We start from the raw sequence: 18,484 nt of genomic DNA, 5'->3' as shown, positions 1-18,484 counted from the left end.
GATACCGTTCACGAAGCCCGGTGACGGAGTTGAAGGACCTGAGTACCACGGTCCATCGGCCCGAGGCATCGACTCGGACCGGGCCTACGCTCGTCCATGACGACACACTGCCCACCCCCTGCAAGCGGAGCTGCCGCCATGCCGTCCAACGACGTCCGGACTCTCCTTCAAGCCGCCGTACCCACCGCTGTCGCCGGCGCTGTTGCTGCCGCCGTCAGTGGTGGCGTTGCCGGCGGCAAGGGAGCCCTGGGCGCGGTCGTTGCGACGATCGTGGTGATCCTCTTCATGGGGATCGGACTCATGGTCCTGCAACGGACCGCGCGGTCCCTGCCCCACCTGTTCCAGGCGATGGGGCTGATGCTGTATACGACTCAGCTTCTTCTGCTGTTCATTTTCGTCGCCGTATTCAAGAACACCACCATGTTCAACCCGAAGGCCTTCGCGATCACGCTGGTCGCGACGACTCTCGTGTGGATCGGCGCACAGACGCGTGCGCACATGAAGGCCAAGATCCTCTACGTCGAACCCGAGTCCGACAAGGGTGAAAAGCCCAAGAACACCGGGTCGAAGACGTGAAGGGTAGGGGCGGAATAAGTGCAAGTCCGGGACCCTGCTATCGTCCGGTTCCAACTGCGGCACTGCGGGCGCGGGCATGTGAGCTGACGCCTGCTCGATCGCGAGGCTCAATGCCTGACTGCCGCTCACACATCCGTAACACCAGTCCAGTGCCGAACCGCGGCTGCGCGCCGCGCCGACACAACGAGGTTGCCGTACCTATGCGCCACGCTGAAGGAGCCCGCGGTGAGTGCTGACCCGACACAGGTGCTCGCCTTCGAGACCGATTGCCACATCTTCTCCGGTTGTGGTTTCCCGGGTCCTGGCTTGCACTCTTTCCTGTTCGAGCCGATCTTCGGTGACGCGAACAGCAACGTCTACTTCAACAAGACGATGCTGCTGGCGCTCCTCGGTACGGTCATCATCGTCGGCTTCTTCTGGGCCGCCTTCCGCAAGCCGAAGGTCGTTCCGGGCAAGCTGCAGATGGTCGCCGAGGCCGGCTACGACTTCGTCCGCCGCGGCATCGTCTACGAGACGCTCGGCAAGCGCGAGGGCGAGAAGTACGTCCCGCTGATGGTGTCGATCTTCTTCTTCGTGTGGATGATGAACCTCTGGTCGATCATCCCGCTCGCCCAGTTCCCGGTGACGTCGGTCATCGCGTACCCGGCCGCTCTGGCGCTGATCGTCTACGTCCTCTGGATGAGCATCACGTTCAAGAGGCACGGCTTCGTCGGTGGCTTCAAGAACCTGACCGGCTACGACAAGTCGCTCGGCGGGGTCCTGCCGCTGATCATGGTCATCGAGTTCTTCTCGAACGTCCTGGTCCGCCCCTTCACGCACGCGGTCCGACTCTTCGCGAACATGTTCGCGGGCCACACGCTGCTGCTGCTCTTCACCATCGCCAGCTGGTACCTGCTCAACGGCATCGGTATCGCCTACGCGGGTGTGTCGTTCGTGATGGTCATCGTGATGACGGCCTTCGAGCTCTTCATCCAGGCCGTTCAGGCATACGTCTTCGTGCTCCTGGCGTGCACCTTCATCCAGGGCGCTGTCGCCGAGCACCACTGATCGCGCCTCCCATACCCCCAGTCGTCCGGTGGCCAACCCCCGCCGGTCCGTGAAAGAGAAGGAAGAACTGGCATGTCCCAGACCCTTGCCGCCGTCACCGGTTCCCTCAGCTCCGTTGGTTACGGCCTGTCCGCCATCGGCCCCGGCGTCGGCGTCGGCATCATCTTCGGTAACGGCACGCAGGCTCTCGCCCGTCAGCCCGAGGCTGCCGGCCTGATCCGCGCCAACCAGATCCTCGGCTTCGCCTTCTGTGAGGCGCTCGCCCTGATCGGTCTGGTCATGCCGTTCGTCTACCCGACCTCCTGACTGGTCGGGAACAGACCATCCGACGGAAGGCACTGACGTGAACCCTCTGGTTCAGCTCGCGGCGGAGAAGCCGGAAAACCCGCTTGTCCCGCCGATCCCTGAGCTCGTCATTGGCTTCATCGCCTTTGTCATCGTCTTCGGCTTCCTCGCCAAGAAGCTCCTCCCGAACATCAACAAGGTTCTGGAAGAGCGTCGCGAGGCCATCGAAGGCGGTATCGAGAAGGCCGATGCGGCCCAGACCGAGGCCCAGAGCGTGCTTGAGCAGTACAAGGCTCAGCTCGCCGAGGCCCGCCACGAAGCCGCGCGCCTGCGCCAGGAGGCACAGGAGCAGGGCGCCGTGATCCTGCAGGAGATGCGGGCGGAAGGCCAGCGGCAGCGCGAGGAGATCATCGCTGCCGGCCACGCCCAGATCGAGGCCGACCGCAAGGCCGCGGCCTCCGCGCTGCGTCAGGACGTGGGCAAGCTCGCCACCGACCTGGCCGGCAAGCTCGTCGGCGAGTCCCTCGAGGACCACGCCCGGCAGAGCGGCACCGTCGACCGTTTCCTCGACGAGCTCGAGGCGAAGGCCGAGGCCGTCCGATGAACGGCGCGAGCCGCGAGGCACTGGCTGCCGCACGTGAGCGTCTCGACGCGCTGACCGACAACACGTCGGTCGACGCGGCGAAGCTCGCCGAGGAGCTGGCCGCCGTCACTGCGCTGCTCCAGCGCGAGGTCTCACTGCGACGGGTCCTCACCGACCCGTCGCAGGCCGGCGAGGCCCGGGCCGAGCTGGCCGGACGACTGCTGCGCGATCAGGTGGGCGGCGAGACCGTCGACCTGATCTCCGGCATGATCCGCTCCCGCTGGTCGCAGTCGCGTGACCTGGTCGACTCGGTCGAGGAACTGGCGAACATCGCAGACCTCACCGCCGCCCAGCGCAGCGGAGACCTCGACGATGTCGAGGACGAGCTGTTCCGGTTCGGCCGGATCATCTCCTCCGACAAGGAACTGCGCGCCGCGCTCACCGGCCGGTCCGGGTCCGCCCTGGCCAAGGGTGAGCTGCTGCGCAGCCTGTTCGGCGGCAGGGCAAGGCCTGCCACCGAGCGCCTGGTCGTGCGGCTGGTGACCCAGCCGCGTGGACGTAGCCTTGAAGCGGGACTCGAGTCCCTCTCCAAGCTCGCCGCGGAGCGCCGGGACCGGATGGTCGCCGTGGTGACCTCGGCAGTACCGCTGAGCGATCAGCAGAAGCAGCGCCTCGGCGCCGCGCTGGCGAAGATCTACGGTCGGCCGATGCACCTGAATCTCGATGTGGACCCCACGGTCCTCGGCGGGATCGCGGTGCAGGTCGGTGACGAGGTCATCAACGGCACCATCGCGGAGCGTCTTGAAGAGGCGACCCGTCGCATGGCCGGCTGACGAGCACAGCGCAGCAACAGAACAGAGCAAGACCAGCGGCCCGGTTGGGCCGTGCAGAAATTGCAGAAGATTCCTGGGGGTCGGCCCCCAGACCCCCTTAAGAAACTTCGGGCCCAACAAGGAGAGCAGGGAACCCAGATGGCGGAGCTCACGATCCGGCCGGAGGAGATCCGGGACGCGCTGGAGAACTTTGTCCAGTCGTACAAGCCGGACGCGGCCTCGCGCGAGGAGGTCGGTACGGTCAGCGTTGCCGGCGACGGCATCGCGAAGGTCGAGGGTCTTCCCTCGGCCATGGCGAACGAGCTGCTGAAGTTCGAGGACGGAACCCTCGGTCTCGCCCTCAACCTCGAGGAGCGCGAGATCGGTGCGATCGTTCTCGGCGAGTTCAGCGGTATCGAAGAGGGCCAGCCGGTGCAGCGCACCGGTGAGGTGCTCTCCGTCGGTGTGGGCGAGGGCTACCTCGGCCGCGTCGTCGACCCGCTCGGCAACCCGATCGACGGTCTCGGCGAGATCGCGACCGACAGCCGCCGCGCCCTCGAGCTGCAGGCCCCTGGCGTCATGGTCCGCAAGTCGGTGCACGAGCCGATGCAGACCGGCTACAAGGCCGTCGACGCCATGGTGCCGATCGGCCGCGGCCAGCGTCAGCTGATCATCGGTGACCGTCAGACGGGTAAGACCGCTCTGGCCGTCGACACGATCATCAACCAGCGCGACAACTGGCGCTCGGGCGACGTGAACAAGCAGGTGCGCTGCATCTACGTCGCAATCGGTCAGAAGGGCTCCACCATCGCCTCCGTGCGCGGTGCCCTCGAAGAGGCCGGTGCGCTCGAGTACACGACCATCGTCGCCGCCCCGGCGTCCGACCCGGCCGGCTTCAAGTACCTTGCGCCGTACACCGGTTCGGCCATCGGCCAGCACTGGATGTACCAGGGCAAGCACGTCCTGATCATCTTCGACGACCTCTCGAAGCAGGCCGACGCCTACCGCGCCGTGTCGCTTCTGCTGCGCCGTCCGCCGGGCCGTGAGGCCTACCCGGGCGACGTCTTCTACCTCCACTCGCGTCTGCTGGAGCGCTGCGCCAAGCTCTCCGACGACATGGGTGCCGGTTCGATGACGGGCCTCCCGATCGTCGAGACCAAGGCGAACGACGTGTCGGCGTTCATCCCGACCAACGTCATCTCCATCACCGACGGCCAGTGCTTCCTGGAGTCCGACCTGTTCAACGCCGGCCAGCGCCCGGCCCTGAACGTCGGTATCTCGGTCTCCCGTGTCGGTGGCTCCGCCCAGCACAGGGCGATGCGCCAGGTCTCCGGCCGACTCCGTGTCGACCTCGCCCAGTACCGCGAGCTGGAGGCGTTCGCCGCCTTCGGTTCCGACCTGGACGCGGCCTCGAAGGCGTCGCTGGAGCGCGGTAAGCGCATGGTCGAGCTGCTGAAGCAGCCGCAGTACGCCCCGTTCCCGGTCGAGGAGCAGGTCGTCTCCGTCTGGGCCGGCACCACCGGCAAGATGGACGACGTCCCGGTCGAGGACATCCGTCGCTTCGAGAGCGAGCTGCTGGAGTACCTGCGCCGTGAGCGCAAGGACCTCCTGACCAGCATCGCCGAGGGCGCCAAGATGTCCGACGACACGCTGCAGTCGATCGCCGACGCGATCGCCGCCTTCAAGCAGCAGTTCGAGACCTCGGACGGCAAGCTTCTGGGCGAGGGCTGATCGATGGGCGCTCAGCTTCGCGTTTACAAGCGCCGCATCCAAGCCGTCACCGCGACCAAGAAGATCACCAAGGCGATGGAGATGATCGCCGCCTCGCGCATCGTCAAGGCGCAGCGCAAGGTGGCGGCGTCGATGCCGTACGCGACCGAGCTCACCCGTGCGGTGACCGCGGTGGCGACCGGATCCACCACCAAGCACCCGCTCACCACCGAGGCCGAGTCCCCGGTCCGCGCCGCGGTTCTGCTCATCACGAGCGACCGCGGTCTGGCCGGCGGCTACTCCTCCAACGCCATCAAGGCGGCGGAGCGGCTCCGGGAGCGGCTCGCAGGTGAGGGCAAGGAGGTCGACACGTACATCGTCGGCCGCAAGGGTGTCGCTTACTACGGCTTCCGCGAGCGCAAGGTCGCAGACTCCTGGACCGGCTTCACCGACAGCCCGTCGTATGCGGATGCCAAGAACGTCGCTGCGCCGCTGATCGAGGCCGTCCAGAAGGACTCGGCCGAGGGCGGCGTCGACGAACTGCACATCGTCTTCACCGAGTTCGTGTCGATGATGACGCAGAACGCGGTCGACGACCGGATGCTGCCGCTTTCGCTCGACAAGGTTGCTGAAGAGAGCGGTACGAAGGGCGAGATCCTTCCGCTGTTCGACTTCGAGCCGTCGGCCGAGGACGTCCTCGACGCCCTTCTGCCACGCTACGTCGAGAGCCGTATCTACAATGCACTGCTGCAGGCAGCCGCTTCCGAGCACGCCGCCCGCCGCCGCGCGATGAAGTCGGCGACCGACAACGCCGGGGATCTGATCAAGAGCCTCTCCCGGCTTGCCAACGCGGCCCGCCAGGCCGAAATCACCCAGGAAATCAGCGAGATCGTCGGCGGTGCAGGTGCTCTGGCCGACGCGTCCGCGGGGAGTGACAAGTAATGACGACGACAGTTGAGACGGCCGCTGCCACGGGCCGCGTCGCCCGGGTCATCGGCCCGGTCGTCGACGTGGAGTTCCCCGTCGACGCGATGCCGGAGATCTACAACGCCCTGCACGTCGAGGTAGCGGACCCGGCCGAGGCCGGCGCTCGTAAGACGCTGACCCTCGAGGTCGCCCAGCACCTGGGCGACGGCCTGGTCCGCGCGATCTCGATGCAGCCCACCGACGGTCTGGTCCGCCAGGCTCCGGTGACCGACACGGGTGCGGGCATCACCGTCCCGGTCGGCGACATCACCAAGGGCAAGGTGTTCAACACCCTCGGTCAGATCCTGAACGAGCCGGAGGCCGAGGCGCAGATCACCGAGCGCTGGCCGATCCACCGCAAGGCCCCCGCCTTCGACCAGCTCGAGTCCAAGACCGAGATGTTCGAGACCGGCCTGAAGGTCGTCGACCTGCTGACCCCGTACGTCAAGGGCGGCAAGATCGGTCTCTTCGGTGGTGCGGGCGTCGGCAAGACGGTCCTCATCCAGGAAATGATCATGCGTGTGGCGAAGCTGCACGAGGGTGTGTCGGTGTTCGCCGGTGTCGGTGAGCGCACCCGTGAGGGCAACGACCTCATCGACGAGATGACCGACTCGGGCGTCCTGGACAAGACCGCGCTGGTCTTCGGCCAGATGGACGAGCCGCCGGGCACCCGTCTGCGGGTCGCGCTGTCCGCCCTGACCATGGCGGAGTACTTCCGCGATGTGCAGAAGCAGGACGTGCTGCTCTTCATCGACAACATCTTCCGCTTCACGCAGGCCGGTTCCGAGGTCTCCACGCTGCTCGGCCGTATGCCGTCCGCAGTGGGTTACCAGCCGACCCTGGCCGACGAGATGGGTGTGCTCCAGGAGCGCATCACCTCGACGCGTGGTCACTCGATCACCTCGATGCAGGCGATCTACGTCCCCGCGGACGACCTGACCGACCCGGCCCCGGCCACCACGTTCGCCCACCTCGACGCGACGACGGTTCTCTCCCGTCCGATCTCCGAGAAGGGCATCTACCCGGCCGTGGACCCGCTGGACTCCACGTCCCGCATTCTGGACCCGCGCTACATCACGCAGGAGCACTACGACGCGGCCAGCCGTGTCAAGGGAATCCTGCAGAAGTACAAGGACCTCCAGGACATCATCGCGATCCTCGGTATCGACGAGCTGGGCGAGGAGGACAAGCTCGTTGTCCACCGTGCCCGTCGCGTCGAGCGCTTCCTGTCGCAGAACACCCACGCCGCCAAGCAGTTCACCGGCCTGGACGGTTCGGACGTGCCGCTCGACGAGTCGATCGCCGCGTTCAACGCGATCTGCGACGGTGAGTACGACCACTTCCCGGAGCAGGCGTTCTTCATGTGCGGTGGCCTCGAGGACCTCAAGGCCAAGGCCAAGGAGCTCGGCGTCTCCTGAGCCCATGGCTCACCGAGGGGGACGGGGTGCGTCCCGTCCCCCTCACCACGCCCCGTAGAATTGACCCAACACCCGGCTCGAACGGCCGGGTGGTGACCCGAGGAGCCACCCTTGGCTGCTGAGCTGCACGTCGAGCTGGTCGCCGCGGACCGCAGTGTCTGGTCCGGCGAGGCCACCCTGGTCGTCGCGCGCACCACGTCCGGCGACATCGGCGTCATGCCCGGTCACCAGCCGCTTCTGGGTGTGCTGGAATCGGGCCCGGTGACGATCCGTACGAGCGACGGCGAGACCGTGATCGCCGCGGTGCACGGCGGTTTCATCTCGTTCGCGGACGACAAGCTCTCGCTGCTCGCGGAGATCGCGGAGCTGGCGGACGAGATCGATGTCAAGCGCGCCGAGCGTGCGCTGGAGCGTGCGAAGTCGGACACGGACGCCGCCTCCGAGCGGCGCGCCGAAGTGCGACTGCGTGCGGTGTCGGCGCACTAGCGCACCGCGACCACGTAGCTTTACCCTCAGCCGCGGCCCGAGCTGGAGACCCCTCCAGACCGGGCCGCGGCTGAGGCGATGCAGGTGCAGTTGTAGTTCTGGCGGTATCCGTTACTCGACGACGCGAGGAGGTCGGTGGAGATGTTCCTCGCGCTGTGGGTGGGCGGGCTGGTCGTCGCACTGGTCGCGGTTGGACTCTTCGTCTTCGGTCTGCGCCGGCGGCTGATTCAGCGCTCCGGTGGGACCTTCGACTGCAGCCTGCGATGGAACGTGCCGGAGGAGCCCGATCTCTCGGGCAAGGGCTGGGTGTACGGGGTCGCCCGGTACAGCGGAGACCGGATCGACTGGTTCCGGGTCTTCTCGTACGCTCTCCGTCCGCGCCGGGGCCTGGAGCGGTCCGCGATCGAGGTGGTCGCGCGTCGGTTGCCCGAGGGCGAGGAGGAGCTGGCGCTCCTGTCGGACGCCGTGGTGCTCGGCTGTCTTCATCGTGGGACCCGCCTGGAGCTCGCCATGAGCGAGGACGCGCTGACCGGGTTCCTCGCCTGGCTGGAGGCGGCTCCGCCCGGCCAGCGGGTCAACGTGGCCTAGGCGGGTGCTGAAGATCTCGGCCGGGCTCCCGACGCCTGGCACGCACATCTGCGGCGTTGCCAGAACAGCCTGATTGCTCCTTCCCCAAGCTCTCAACTCCGTCCGAGCAGGGGAGGCCCCGTCTGAGGCCGCTTCGGCGCCTTGCGGCTGCACACACCAGACGCCGCTCGCTGTTCCGGCCAAGATCTTCAGCGCCCTCCCGGCAGGGCCTGCACAACAGGGGCAGCACGCGAAAAGCCGGGGAGACAGGGGGCGGACCTGTCTCCCCGGCTGCTTTTCGGGGTTCTGCGCGGTACTGAGTGGGGGGACTACTTCAGACCGTTGCTGATCGCGCCGACGAGTTCGCCGTTGCTGGTGTCACCGCTGAATTCCCAGAAGAACGCACCTCCCAGGCCCTGGCCCTTCGCCCAGGTCATCTTGGTGGCGATGGTGGCCGGGGTGTCGTAGCTCCACCAGTTGGTGCCGCAGTGCGCGTACGCGGTGCCGGCGACCGTTCCGGTGGCCGGGCAGCTCGTCTTGAGGACCTTGTAGTCCTCGATGCCCGCTTCGTAGGTGCCGGGGGCCGCTCCGGTGGCGGTGCCGCCGGGCGCGTCCTGGGTGACGCCGGTCCAGCCGCGGCCGTAGAAGCCGATGCCGAGCAGCAGCTTCGACGCCGGGACACCCTGCGCCTTCAGCTTGGCGATGGCGTCGGCGGAGTTGAAGCCGGCCTGCGGGATGCCGTTGTAGGAGGTGAGCGGGGAGTGCGGGGCGGTCGGGCCCTTCGCGTCCCAGGCGCCGAAGAAGTCGTACGTCATCACGTTGTACCAGTCCAGCGACTGGGCGGCGCCCGCGTAGTCGGTGGCGTCGATCTTGCCACCGGCGGAGGCGTCGGCGGTGATGGCGGCCGTCACCAGGCTGTTGCTGCCGAACTTCGAGCGCAGCGCCGAGGTGATGCCCTTCAGTGCGGCCGGGCCGCTGGTGTCACAGGTCAGACCGCAGGCGTTGGGGTACTCCCAGTCGATGTCGATGCCGTCGAAGACATCGGCCCAGCGGGGGTCCTCGACCAGGTCGTAGCAGGACTGGGCGAACGCGGCAGGGTTCTTCGCGGCCTCACCGAAGCCGCCGGACCAGGTCCAGCCGCCGAAGGACCACAGCACCTTGATGTTCGGGTACTTCGCCTTGAGCTTGCGCAGCTGGTTGAAGCTGCCGCGCAACGGCTGGTCCCAGGTGTCGGCGACGCCGTCGACGGACTTGTCGGCGGTGTACGCCATGTCGTAGTCGGCGTAGGAGTCACCGATCGCGCACTTGCCGCCGGTCACATTGCCGAAGGCGTAGTTGATGTGCGTGATCTTCGCGGCCGAACCCGAGGTGTCCAGGTTCTTGACGTGGTAATTCCGGCCGTACACGCCCCAGTCGGTGAAGTAACCGAGGTTGACCTTGCCGCCGGTGCCGGGGTTGCCGCCGCCACCGGTGGTGTGGACCTTGACCGCGCCGCTGACCGGACCGGTCTGGTCGGCGGTGTCACGGGCCCGCACGGTGTACGAGTAGTCCGTGCCCGCGGTGAGGCCGGTGTTGGTGTACGTCGTACCGGTGACCGTGGCGACGACGGCGCCGTCGCGCAGCACGTCGTAGTTCTTGATGCCGTTGTCGTCGGTCGCCGCGGTCCAGCTCAGCTTGACCGAGGTGTCGGTGATGTTGCTCGCGGTGGGGGTGCCCGGGGCGGAGGGGGCGTTGTCGCCGGGGACGCTGCCGCCGTCGCAGGAGGCGCCGTTCAGCTCGCAGCCGGTGGGAGCGCCGGAGCCGGTGCCGTTGAAGCCGAAGGAGACGCTGGCGCCCGGTGCCACCGAGCCGTTCCAGCCGGCGTTCTTGGCGGTCCAGTGGGTTCCGGAGTTGGTGACGGTGGCGTCCCATGCGGAGCCGACCGCGGTGCCCGAGGGGAAGTCCCACTCGATGGTCCAGGAGGAGAGTGCGGTGGTGCCGGTGTTCTTCACCGTCCACTGGCCCTCGAAGCCGCTGCCCCAGTCGGACTTCTTGAGGTACGTGGCGGTTGCCGAGGTGGCGGCTTCGGCGGGGGAGGCCAGGCCGACCATCGCGGCGAGCGGAAGGAGCAGCGCGGTGAGGCCCGCGACGGCTCTGGATCTGGTGGCTCTGCCGGTCCCGAATCCGAATCGGGTCCGGTGTAGGGGGTTTTCAGTGCTCAACGGTGCTCCTCGGGTGAGGTCCGGACAAACGGGGGGTGGTCCGTGGACTGCAAACCCTGCGCCGCCCTGAGCACGCCTTGTCATGGCGCACTCACCGCAGTGTGCTCGGTGAGATTAGGAAGGTCTGGACCAATCGTCAAGAGGTCCAGACCAAAGTTCGGAGCTAAACCTCAGATGCCCAACTCCTGTGCAAGTACTGCCGCCTGGACCCGGCTGCGCAGCTCCAGCTTGCCCAGCAACCTGCTGACGTGCGTCTTCACCGTTGCCTCGGCCATCGAGAGCCCGACCGCGATCTCGGCATTCGACAGCCCCGCGCCCAGAGCACCGAGCACCTCTCGCTCCCGCCGGGTGAGCACGTCGAGTACCGCCGGATCGGGTGCGTTCACCGGCCGTACGGGGGTGTTCCCCGCGAACTCCGCGATCAGACGGCGCGTCACGGCCGGGGCGATCAGCCCCTCGCCGCGTGCCACCGTGCGTACCGCTTCGAGCAGATCACGCGCATCGGTGTTCTTCAGCAGGAAGCCCGCCGCCCCCGCCCGCAGCGCCCCGAAGACGTACTCGTCCAGATCGAAGGTCGTCAGCACCAGGACGTCCGCGAGCTCCTCGGCCACCACCTGCCCGGTCGCCGACACCCCGTCCAGCCGCGGCATCGACACGTCCATCAGCACCAGATCGGGCCGCAGCTCGCGGGCCAGCCGCACCGCTTCCTCGCCGTCCCCGGCCTCGCCCACGACCTCGATGTCCGGCGCGCTGCGCAGAATGAGCACCAGCCCCGCACGGACGGCCGACTGGTCCTCGGCGACCACCACCCGGATCGTCATGCCCTCACGCTCCCTTCCGTCACGGGCAGTTCGGCCCGTACCCGCCAGATCCTCGGTCCGTCGCCGGTGGGCACCGGACCCGTCTCGATCGCTCCGCCGAGCAGCGCCACCCGCTCCCGCATGCCCACCAGACCGGCCCCCGAGCCGGGCGCTCGCGGCCCGGCACGGTCACCGAACACACTGCTGACCTCTACGGCGAGCAGCGGCCCCGCCCACCCGAGCCGCACCACCACCGGGCCGGGCGCGGCATGCTTGAGCGCGTTCGTCAGCGACTCCTGGACGATCCGGTACGCAGCCAGCTCGACCGGCGCGGGCAGCGGCCCCCGCTCGTCGCGGGCGTCCTCGAAGACGCACGTCAGACCGCTTGCCGCGGCATTCGTACGGGCCTGCTCGATCAGTGCGTCCAGCGAGGCGAGCGTCGGCGAGGCGCTCGGCTCCGGGTGCGCGCCACCGGTACGCAGCAGCCCGATCAGCCGGCGCATCTCGGCGAGACCGGCGACGCTGTTCTCGCGGATCACGCCCAGCGCCTCGCGCGAGGTGTCCGGCTCGTCGATGGAGAGCGCGGCGGTGGAGTGGATCGCGATGGCGGAAAGATGGTTGGCCACCATGTCGTGCAGCTCGCGGGCCATCCGGGCCCGCTCCGCGGTCACCGCCTGTGTACGGTCCATCTCGGCCAGCAGCGCGGTCTGATCGGCGCGCAGCAGGGCGGCCTCGGCGGCGTCCCGATGGTTGCGGACGCTGACCCCCGTGATGGCGGGCAGGAAGGAGACCATGCCCGTGATGACGCCGATGAGCAGCGCCTGAGGGTTACGGAACCACGCCAGGAATCCGATCGTGACCGCGACCGTGATCAGGAACGTGGTCACCGGGATGCGACGGGCGGCGGACGGTGTTCCGTACAGCACGGCCGCGTACATCAGGTCGGTGAACATCAGCACCGTCGCCAGATTCCCGACCGTGAACTGGTCCGCGACCAGCGCGAGTGTGCCGATGACCAGCGCCGCCTGCGGGGCGTTCCTGCGTACCAGTTCGAGCCCCGACACGACGGCGAGCGGCAGCAGGGAGACCCACGGTGCGACGAAGGTCCGGTCGCCCTGCATGTGCAGCCCGAACACCCACAGGAACAGACCGCCGAAGAGACCGATGGCGGCGATGAGCACGTCGTGGCGGTGCGGCCGGGTGAAGGAGGACACCCTCCCATCCAACACGGCGGGCCGGCCCCGGACGTCCCTACCGGGGGTGAGGAACGAGTACATCGAAGGATGCAGTCGCGGTTCGTCACTGCCGACGACGATTCCGGGTATCCCGGCCGGAAGGCTGGAGGCAACGGGAAGGAGAAGTGCCGTGATCGTCACGTTGATCGTGCTCTGCGAAGTCGCCTTCTGGGTGCTGCTGGCCGCGGGGCTCGCGCTGCGGTACCCGGCGAAGAAGCCGCGCCTGGGCGCGGCCGTGCTGCTGTGCGAGCCGCTGCTGGAGGTCGTGCTGCTGGTGGTCACGGCCATCGACCTGAAGAGCGGGGCCGAGCCCGACTGGAAACACGGGCTCGCCGCGGTCTACATCGGCTTCACCGTGGGGCTCGGCCACTCCACGATCCGCTGGGTGGACGCCCGGGTCGCCCACCGTTTCGCGGGCGGCCCGCCGCCGGTGAAGCCGCCGAAGTACGGAATGGCCCGGGCGGCGCACGAGTGGCGGGTCGCTGCGCGCTGGACGGTCGCGGCGGCGGTCGCACTGGCGCTGCTCCAGGCGGCGGTCTGGTACGTGGGCGGGGACGGGGACGTGACGTCGCTCCAGGCGTGGCAGCGGACGATGCTGTTCGTGATCGGGGTCAACGTGGTCATCGCGGGGAGCTACACGTTGTTCCCGAAACGGGAGCCGGCCGGCCGCTGAGAGGCCGGCCGGGCGTGGACGGCACCCGTCCGGTGCCTTCGGTACGCAGCGGCTACCGCTCGCCGCCCGGCACCCACAGCACGTCGCCGACCTCCTTGTTCGCCGTCCTCGCGAGGATGAACAGCAGGTCGGAGAGCCGGTTGAGATACGTCGCCGTCAACGCGTTCATCACCTCGCCGTGCACCTCCAGCGCCGCCCACGTGGACCGCTCCGCCCGCCGGACCACGGTGCACGCCTGGTGCAGCAGCGCCGCCCCCGGCGTACCGCCCGGCAGGATGAAGCTGCGCAGCTTCTCCAGCTGTTCGAGGAAGTGGTCGCAGTCCGCCTCCAGCTTGTCGACGTAACTCTGCTCGACCCGCAGCGGCGGGTACTTCGGGTTCTCGACGACCGGCGTCGACAGATCCGCGCCCACGTCGAACAGGTCGTTCTGCACGCGGACGAGAACCTTCACGACGTCCTCGGAGAGCTGCCCGAGCGCGATCGCGGTACCGATGACGGCGTTGGCCTCATTGGTGTCGGCGTACGCGGAGATCCGTAGATCGGTCTTGGCGGTCCGGCTCATGTCGCCGAGGGCCGTGGTGCCCTGATCGCCGGTGCGGGTGTAGATACGTGTCAGATTGACCATGCCGCCAGCCTAGTGACGCGACCGGGCAATGCCTGCCGGGAGGGGCACCGGTTGCGCACCGGCCCGGCGGAGGAGGTCCGCGGTGCGAGAAGGACCTCAACTGCGCCCGCTGCGCCACCGAATGACGTGTCGCGGTGTGATGTCCGTCATGTGAGACGTGACGCGCATCTCTTCCCGGCCCCAGGGCCCCTCGCGGGTACTAATCTCCGCCGGAGAGCTTGTGAACAAGCGTTAGGACCGGCCGTGCGGCGATCAGCTGCAGAGGCGAACAGAAACCGAGGGGTGTACACGTGGCCAGGAAGCTCGCCGTCATCGGAGCCGGACTCATGGGATCCGGAATCGCGCAGGTCTCCGCCCAGGCGGGCTGGGACGTCGTGCTGCGCGATGTCACCGACGAGGCCCTGTCCCGCGGACGCGACGGCATCAAGGCCTCGTACGACAAGTTCGTCTCCAAGGGGAAGCTGGCGGCGGCCGACGCCGATGCCGCGCTCGCCCGCATCACCACCACCACCGACCTCGACGCGGTCGCCGACGCGGATGTCGTCGTCGAGGCAGTCTTCGAGAAGCTGGAGGTCAAGCACGAGATCTTCCGGGCGCTCGACAAGATCGTCCGGGACGACGCCGTGCTCGCCTCCAACACCTCCGCCATCCCGATCACGAAGATCGCGGCTGTGACGGAGCGCCCCGAGCGGGTCGTCGGTGTGCACTTCTTCTCGCCGGTCCCCATGATGCAGCTCTGCGAACTCGTACGCGGCTACAAGACCAGCGACGAAACCCTCGCCACCGCACGGGAGTTCGCCGAGTCCGTCGGCAAGACCTGCATCGTCGTGAACCGCGATGTGGCCGGCTTCGTCACCACCCGGCTGATCTCGGCGCTCGTCGTCGAGGCCGCCAAGCTGTACGAGTCGGGCGTCGCCTCGGCCGAGGACATCGACACCGCCTGCAAGCTGGGCTTCGGCCACGCCATGGGGCCCCTGGCCACGGCGGACCTGACGGGCGTCGACATCCTGCTGCACGCGACGAGCAACATCTACACCGAGTCGCAGGACGAGAAGTTCGCCGCACCGGAGCTGATGCGCCGGATGGTGGATGCAGGTGACATCGGCCGCAAGAGCGGGCAGGGCTTCTACACGTACTGATCGTTTTCTTTCCTCCGGTGGCCCGATCTGCCGTCGATCAGGCCCGGAGGCCGGGGGGAGTTACCCGGAATCAGTGGATCCGCACGGGTCCGTGCCGGGCCTCGGTCACTCCACGGAGTGAATTCGGTATCGGTTCGCTTACAGACGGCAACTTCCCTGTCACTGCCGCAGTCAGTTGTGGGAGAGACAGAACAGACAGACGAACCTTGCAACGGAGTAATCCCGGGGAGCGCATATGCACATCAGGGGCGACCACGCCGAGCTGGTCGTCGGGGGCCGCCTCGACGTCCGAAGCGCGGCGGACGCCCGTACGGTCCTGCACTCGGCCCTCGACGACGGAGTCGGCGACCTGGTGCTCGACCTGACCGAGCTGGATTCCTGGGACGCCACCGGACTCGGCGTCATCATGGGCGCACACCGCCGGGCCGGACGAGCCGGACGACGGCTGGTGCTCCGCGGCGTGCCGCCGCAGATGCAGCGCCTGCTGGTGGCGACCCGACTGCACCGCATCCTGACCATCGAAGGCGGGATCGCCGCGGACTCCCTGCCCCGCGTGTAGGGCCGGTCCGGCCGGGCCGCGCGGCGCGACCGAGGACGCACATTCCGCACGAGAACGTGCGCTTCGGGCGGCGTGGCCCCCCGGCTGTGCGGGTACACGGTGCGACGGTTTAGGGTTCGGCCGTCCGCCGATTGACGGAACCCACCGGGCGGACACCGGACCAGAAGCGACAGCAGGGCGTGCGAGGCCGGGAGGGGCAATCGTGCGCGACGCGTCTGGGGGCTTTGGCGATGGACCCGACACACCGGGAGCCGGAAGAGTACGGCCGGGACAACGACGGCTTCGGCGAGGCGGACGGCCGGCGCCGGCCGTCCCGGGACGCATCCGCGAGCTCTCAGCCCCGTTCGGGCAGGGGAGGCCACATCGCGCCGGATTTCGGTCAGCAGACGCCGCAGCAGGCGCGTGTCGTCCGGCTCATTTCGGGCGACTACCTCCTCACCGTCAACCCGGTCGACGGCAGCGAGGTCGAGCTGTGCCCGCCGGGGGAGCAGCCCGACCCGCCGGCCCGGCGCACCGCGGCCGAGCGCACCGACCGCGAACGCGCCGCCGCACCACCCGTGCCGCCGGGACCGCCCGCCCCGCAACTGCCCCTCCTGGAGCGCGCGGAAGAACGCGAACGGCTGGTGCGCCTGCTGGCCCGCGGCCGCTCCGTGCGGCTCACCGGGCCGGCCGGATCGGGTCGTACGGCACTGCTGGACGCCGTGGCCGCCGACTGCGCGGACCTCGCGCCGGACGGGGTCGTACGGCTCAGCGGCCACAAGCGGACCGCCACCGACCTGCTGTACGGGCTCTTCGAGACCGTGTACGAGGCGCCGCTGCACCGGCCCGACCGCGCCGGTCTCCTCGACATGGTCCGGACCATCGGCGCCGTCGTCGTACTCGACGACCTGGAATTCGGCGGGGCCGCCCTGGAGGAACTGCTCGACGCCACGCCGGAGTGCGCCTTCCTGTTCGCGACGACTCCGGATGTCGCCGCATCCACCGCGGACTCGCACCTCGAAGAGGTCTTCCTCGCGGGCCTCGGACGTGGCTCCTCGCTCGAGCTGCTGGAGAACGTCGTCGAGCGACCGCTCACCGACGAGGAGGCGAACTGGGTGGGAGACCTCTGGTTCGAGTCGGAGGGGCTGCCGCTGCGCTTCGTCCAGGCGGGCGCCCTGCTGCGCCAGCGCGACGTGCTGCGCACCGACCCCGAGGCGTACGACGGCCTCGACCTCCGGTCCACCGACGCGCCCTTCGGGCACGACGAGGACGTCGACGGCGTCCACGTACCGCTGCCCAGCCTCGGCGAGGGCGCGGCGCCCGCCGCGCTGCTCGCCTCGCGGCTGAGCGGGCCCGCCCGCGACACCCTGCGCTTCGCGGTCGCACTCGGCGGCGAGGTGCCGCACCAGGCGCATCTGCCGGCGCTCGTGGGGGACACCCACGCCGACGCCGCGCTCGGTGAGCTGGCCGGCTGCGGACTGCTCTCCCCGGCCGGCCCCCGCTACCGGCTGGCCGCCGGAGTCGTCGCCCAGCTGGCGGCCGCCGGATACGGCGAGGACACCGCCGACCGGGCCCGGACGGCGGCCCGGCACTACGCCTGGTGGGCCGGTCACCCCTCGGTCACCCCGGCACGGGTGACCGCCGAGGCCGACGCCGTCGTAGCGGCCATGGCGCAGCTTGTCCCCGGCGAGGGGTCGGGGCAGACCAGCGCGGCCGTGCTGCTGGCCCGCAGCGCCTCTCCCGCCTTCGCCGCCGGACTGCACTGGGGCGCCTGGGAGAGGACCCTGCGGCTCGGTCAGGAGGCGGCCAGGATCGCCGGAGAGGTCGCCGAAGAGGCTTATTTCCACCATGAGTTGGGCGTTCTCGCGCTCTGCACCGGCAATCCGGACCGGGCCAGGGCGGAGCTGGAGACCTCGATCAGCATGCGCGGGGCGCTCGCCGACAAGTCCGGTGCGGTGGCCGGGCGGCGCGCGCTCGCCCTGGTCGCGGACCGTTCCGGTGGCCCGCTGCCGGACGTCCTGGCGCCGGTGGGCGATGAGGTGCCGGTCCCGTGGCCGGACGAGCCGGTACGGCCGCCCGTCGGTCCGACGACAGGCGTGACGCAGACGCTGTCGCGGCCGTACGAGGCGGCCACCGCGGTGATAGCCCGGCAGAGCGCCCCCTCGGCCGCCGGAAGTGCGCGGGGAGGCCGTCTGGCGGCGCTGGGCAAGGCCCGTCGCAATTCCGTCGCGGCGGGCGCGGGTGTGCTCCTGGCCGGTGTGCTCGGGACGGTGGTGGTGCTGGGGCTGACCTCCGGCAGCGATGCGCAGGGGAACCCGGGGGTCACGAGCGAGGAGTCCGTGGGCGGGGACGACAGCGGCAACGAGGTCCCGGCGGACGGGCCGACGGATGGTTCCGCCCCAGCGGGCCCGGCGTCCAGCGGCGCCGTGGTGACGCCGGGCCCGTCGGACAGCGAGGTCACGCCGAGCGGGAGCGGTACGCCGTCCGGCGGCTCGGCGGAGCCGGGCGACACCCCGTCGTCGGCCGAGCCGTCCAGCGACAAGCCGTCGTCGCAGGGGCCGACCGGGCCGAGCAGGTCGCCCAGCCCGACGAAGTCCACGCCGACGAAGCCGAGCAGCCCGCCCCCGAGCCCGTCGGACACCGATTCCCCGAGCCCGACGGACACGGCGACCGAGCCCGAGCCGACCGAGCCCGACACGTCCGACTCGGCGAGCGGGCCCTCCTTGACGTCGTCGTCACCGGCGGCGGCAGCGAGTGGGGACAGCAGCCCCACAGTCGCCTGAACCGCCCCCGTGGACGCCGAACGCCGGACGTGACGTACAC

At 69.1% G+C, this 18,484-nt stretch carries 18 protein-coding genes; 14 read left to right on the top strand and 4 right to left on the bottom strand.

What is annotated here, in order from left to right; translation table 11 throughout:
* Positions 1 to 138 precede the first annotated feature (138 nt).
* From ACFU8Q_RS17580 to ACFU8Q_RS17535, 10 genes are all read left to right on the top strand, one after another.
* Positions 139 to 576: a hypothetical protein gene (locus ACFU8Q_RS17580; RefSeq protein ID WP_384454249.1), complete on the top strand. Its 438-nt coding sequence runs from the start codon at positions 139 to 141 to the stop codon at positions 574 to 576.
* Between the two features lie 210 nt (positions 577 to 786).
* Positions 787 to 1,623: a F0F1 ATP synthase subunit A gene (gene atpB, locus ACFU8Q_RS17575; RefSeq protein WP_266752447.1), complete on the top strand. Its 837-nt coding sequence runs from the start codon at positions 787 to 789 to the stop codon at positions 1,621 to 1,623.
* A gap of 72 nt (positions 1,624 to 1,695) precedes the next feature.
* On the top strand, positions 1,696 to 1,929 hold the full coding sequence (locus tag ACFU8Q_RS17570) for a F0F1 ATP synthase subunit C (RefSeq protein WP_072483720.1): 234 nt from the start codon (positions 1,696 to 1,698) through the stop codon (positions 1,927 to 1,929).
* Positions 1,930 to 1,966: 37 nt separating this feature from the next.
* Positions 1,967 to 2,512: a F0F1 ATP synthase subunit B gene (locus ACFU8Q_RS17565; protein ID WP_072483719.1), complete on the top strand. Its 546-nt coding sequence runs from the start codon at positions 1,967 to 1,969 to the stop codon at positions 2,510 to 2,512.
* Complete coding sequence (locus ACFU8Q_RS17560) at positions 2,509 to 3,324, top strand: F0F1 ATP synthase subunit delta (protein WP_384454246.1); 816 nt, start codon at positions 2,509 to 2,511, stop codon at positions 3,322 to 3,324. Before ACFU8Q_RS17565 ends, ACFU8Q_RS17560 begins: the two co-directional genes overlap by 4 nt.
* Positions 3,325 to 3,462: 138 nt before the next feature.
* Positions 3,463 to 5,034 carry a F0F1 ATP synthase subunit alpha gene (atpA, locus tag ACFU8Q_RS17555; protein WP_384454243.1) on the top strand — a complete coding sequence of 524 codons (1,572 nt, stop codon included), beginning with the start codon at positions 3,463 to 3,465 and terminating at the stop codon, positions 5,032 to 5,034.
* A gap of 3 nt (positions 5,035 to 5,037) precedes the next feature.
* Positions 5,038 to 5,955 (top strand): F0F1 ATP synthase subunit gamma, encoded by a 918-nt coding sequence (locus tag ACFU8Q_RS17550; RefSeq protein WP_384454241.1) that lies wholly within the window; start codon positions 5,038 to 5,040, stop codon positions 5,953 to 5,955.
* A complete protein-coding gene (atpD, locus tag ACFU8Q_RS17545) occupies positions 5,955 to 7,397 on the top strand; it encodes a F0F1 ATP synthase subunit beta (RefSeq protein ID WP_384454238.1) in 1,443 nt (480 codons plus the stop codon). The genes ACFU8Q_RS17550 and atpD overlap by 1 nt, the downstream gene beginning before the upstream one ends.
* A gap of 111 nt (positions 7,398 to 7,508) precedes the next feature.
* A complete protein-coding gene (locus ACFU8Q_RS17540; RefSeq protein WP_384454235.1) occupies positions 7,509 to 7,883 on the top strand; it encodes a F0F1 ATP synthase subunit epsilon in 375 nt (124 codons plus the stop codon).
* Between the two features lie 141 nt (positions 7,884 to 8,024).
* The gene (locus tag ACFU8Q_RS17535) at positions 8,025 to 8,471 is read left to right on the top strand and encodes a DUF2550 domain-containing protein (RefSeq protein ID WP_384454268.1); all 447 of its coding nucleotides are present in this window, start codon (positions 8,025 to 8,027) and stop codon (positions 8,469 to 8,471) included.
* A gap of 308 nt (positions 8,472 to 8,779) precedes the next feature.
* Here ACFU8Q_RS17535 and ACFU8Q_RS17530 read toward each other — a convergent pair whose 3' ends face one another.
* The 3 genes from ACFU8Q_RS17530 to ACFU8Q_RS17520 all read right to left on the bottom strand — a co-directional run bounded on the left by ACFU8Q_RS17530 (position 8,780) and on the right by ACFU8Q_RS17520 (position 12,665).
* Positions 8,780 to 10,651 carry a glycosyl hydrolase family 18 protein gene (locus ACFU8Q_RS17530; RefSeq protein WP_384454232.1) on the bottom strand — a complete coding sequence of 624 codons (1,872 nt, stop codon included), beginning with the start codon at positions 10,649 to 10,651 and terminating at the stop codon, positions 8,780 to 8,782.
* A gap of 170 nt (positions 10,652 to 10,821) precedes the next feature.
* The gene (locus ACFU8Q_RS17525) at positions 10,822 to 11,472 is read right to left on the bottom strand and encodes a response regulator (protein WP_384454229.1); all 651 of its coding nucleotides are present in this window, start codon (positions 11,470 to 11,472) and stop codon (positions 10,822 to 10,824) included.
* Positions 11,469 to 12,665, bottom strand: coding sequence for a sensor histidine kinase (locus tag ACFU8Q_RS17520; protein ID WP_384454227.1), 1,197 nt, complete (start codon positions 12,663 to 12,665; stop codon positions 11,469 to 11,471). The genes ACFU8Q_RS17525 and ACFU8Q_RS17520 overlap by 4 nt, the downstream gene beginning before the upstream one ends.
* Before the next feature lie 151 nt (positions 12,666 to 12,816).
* Between ACFU8Q_RS17520 and ACFU8Q_RS17515 the strand changes: the two genes are divergently transcribed.
* Positions 12,817 to 13,359 carry a hypothetical protein gene (locus ACFU8Q_RS17515; RefSeq protein ID WP_384454224.1) on the top strand — a complete coding sequence of 181 codons (543 nt, stop codon included), beginning with the start codon at positions 12,817 to 12,819 and terminating at the stop codon, positions 13,357 to 13,359.
* A gap of 52 nt (positions 13,360 to 13,411) precedes the next feature.
* Here the strand turns inward: ACFU8Q_RS17515 and ACFU8Q_RS17510 are convergent, their stop codons facing one another.
* Positions 13,412 to 13,984 carry a cob(I)yrinic acid a,c-diamide adenosyltransferase gene (locus tag ACFU8Q_RS17510; protein WP_266748606.1) on the bottom strand — a complete coding sequence of 191 codons (573 nt, stop codon included), beginning with the start codon at positions 13,982 to 13,984 and terminating at the stop codon, positions 13,412 to 13,414.
* Between the two features lie 290 nt (positions 13,985 to 14,274).
* On the opposite strand from ACFU8Q_RS17510, the gene ACFU8Q_RS17505 reads away from it, so the two are divergent.
* From ACFU8Q_RS17505 to ACFU8Q_RS17495, 3 genes are all read left to right on the top strand, one after another.
* The gene (locus ACFU8Q_RS17505; protein ID WP_384454220.1) at positions 14,275 to 15,123 is read left to right on the top strand and encodes a 3-hydroxyacyl-CoA dehydrogenase family protein; all 849 of its coding nucleotides are present in this window, start codon (positions 14,275 to 14,277) and stop codon (positions 15,121 to 15,123) included.
* Positions 15,124 to 15,358: 235 nt separating this feature from the next.
* Positions 15,359 to 15,682 carry an STAS domain-containing protein gene (locus ACFU8Q_RS17500; protein WP_384454217.1) on the top strand — a complete coding sequence of 108 codons (324 nt, stop codon included), beginning with the start codon at positions 15,359 to 15,361 and terminating at the stop codon, positions 15,680 to 15,682.
* A 230-nt stretch (positions 15,683 to 15,912) separates the two neighbouring features.
* Positions 15,913 to 18,444, top strand: a complete 2,532-nt coding sequence (locus ACFU8Q_RS17495) for an ATP-binding protein (RefSeq protein ID WP_384454214.1) — start codon at positions 15,913 to 15,915, stop codon at positions 18,442 to 18,444.
* The last annotated feature ends 40 nt before the right edge of the window (positions 18,445 to 18,484 follow it).

Source organism: Streptomyces sp. NPDC057543, from assembly GCF_042801895.1.
Lineage (GTDB): Bacteria > Actinomycetota > Actinomycetes > Streptomycetales > Streptomycetaceae > Streptomyces.
The sequence above is the reverse complement of the archived record's forward strand: the minus strand, read 5'-3'. Positions and strand labels throughout refer to the sequence as shown.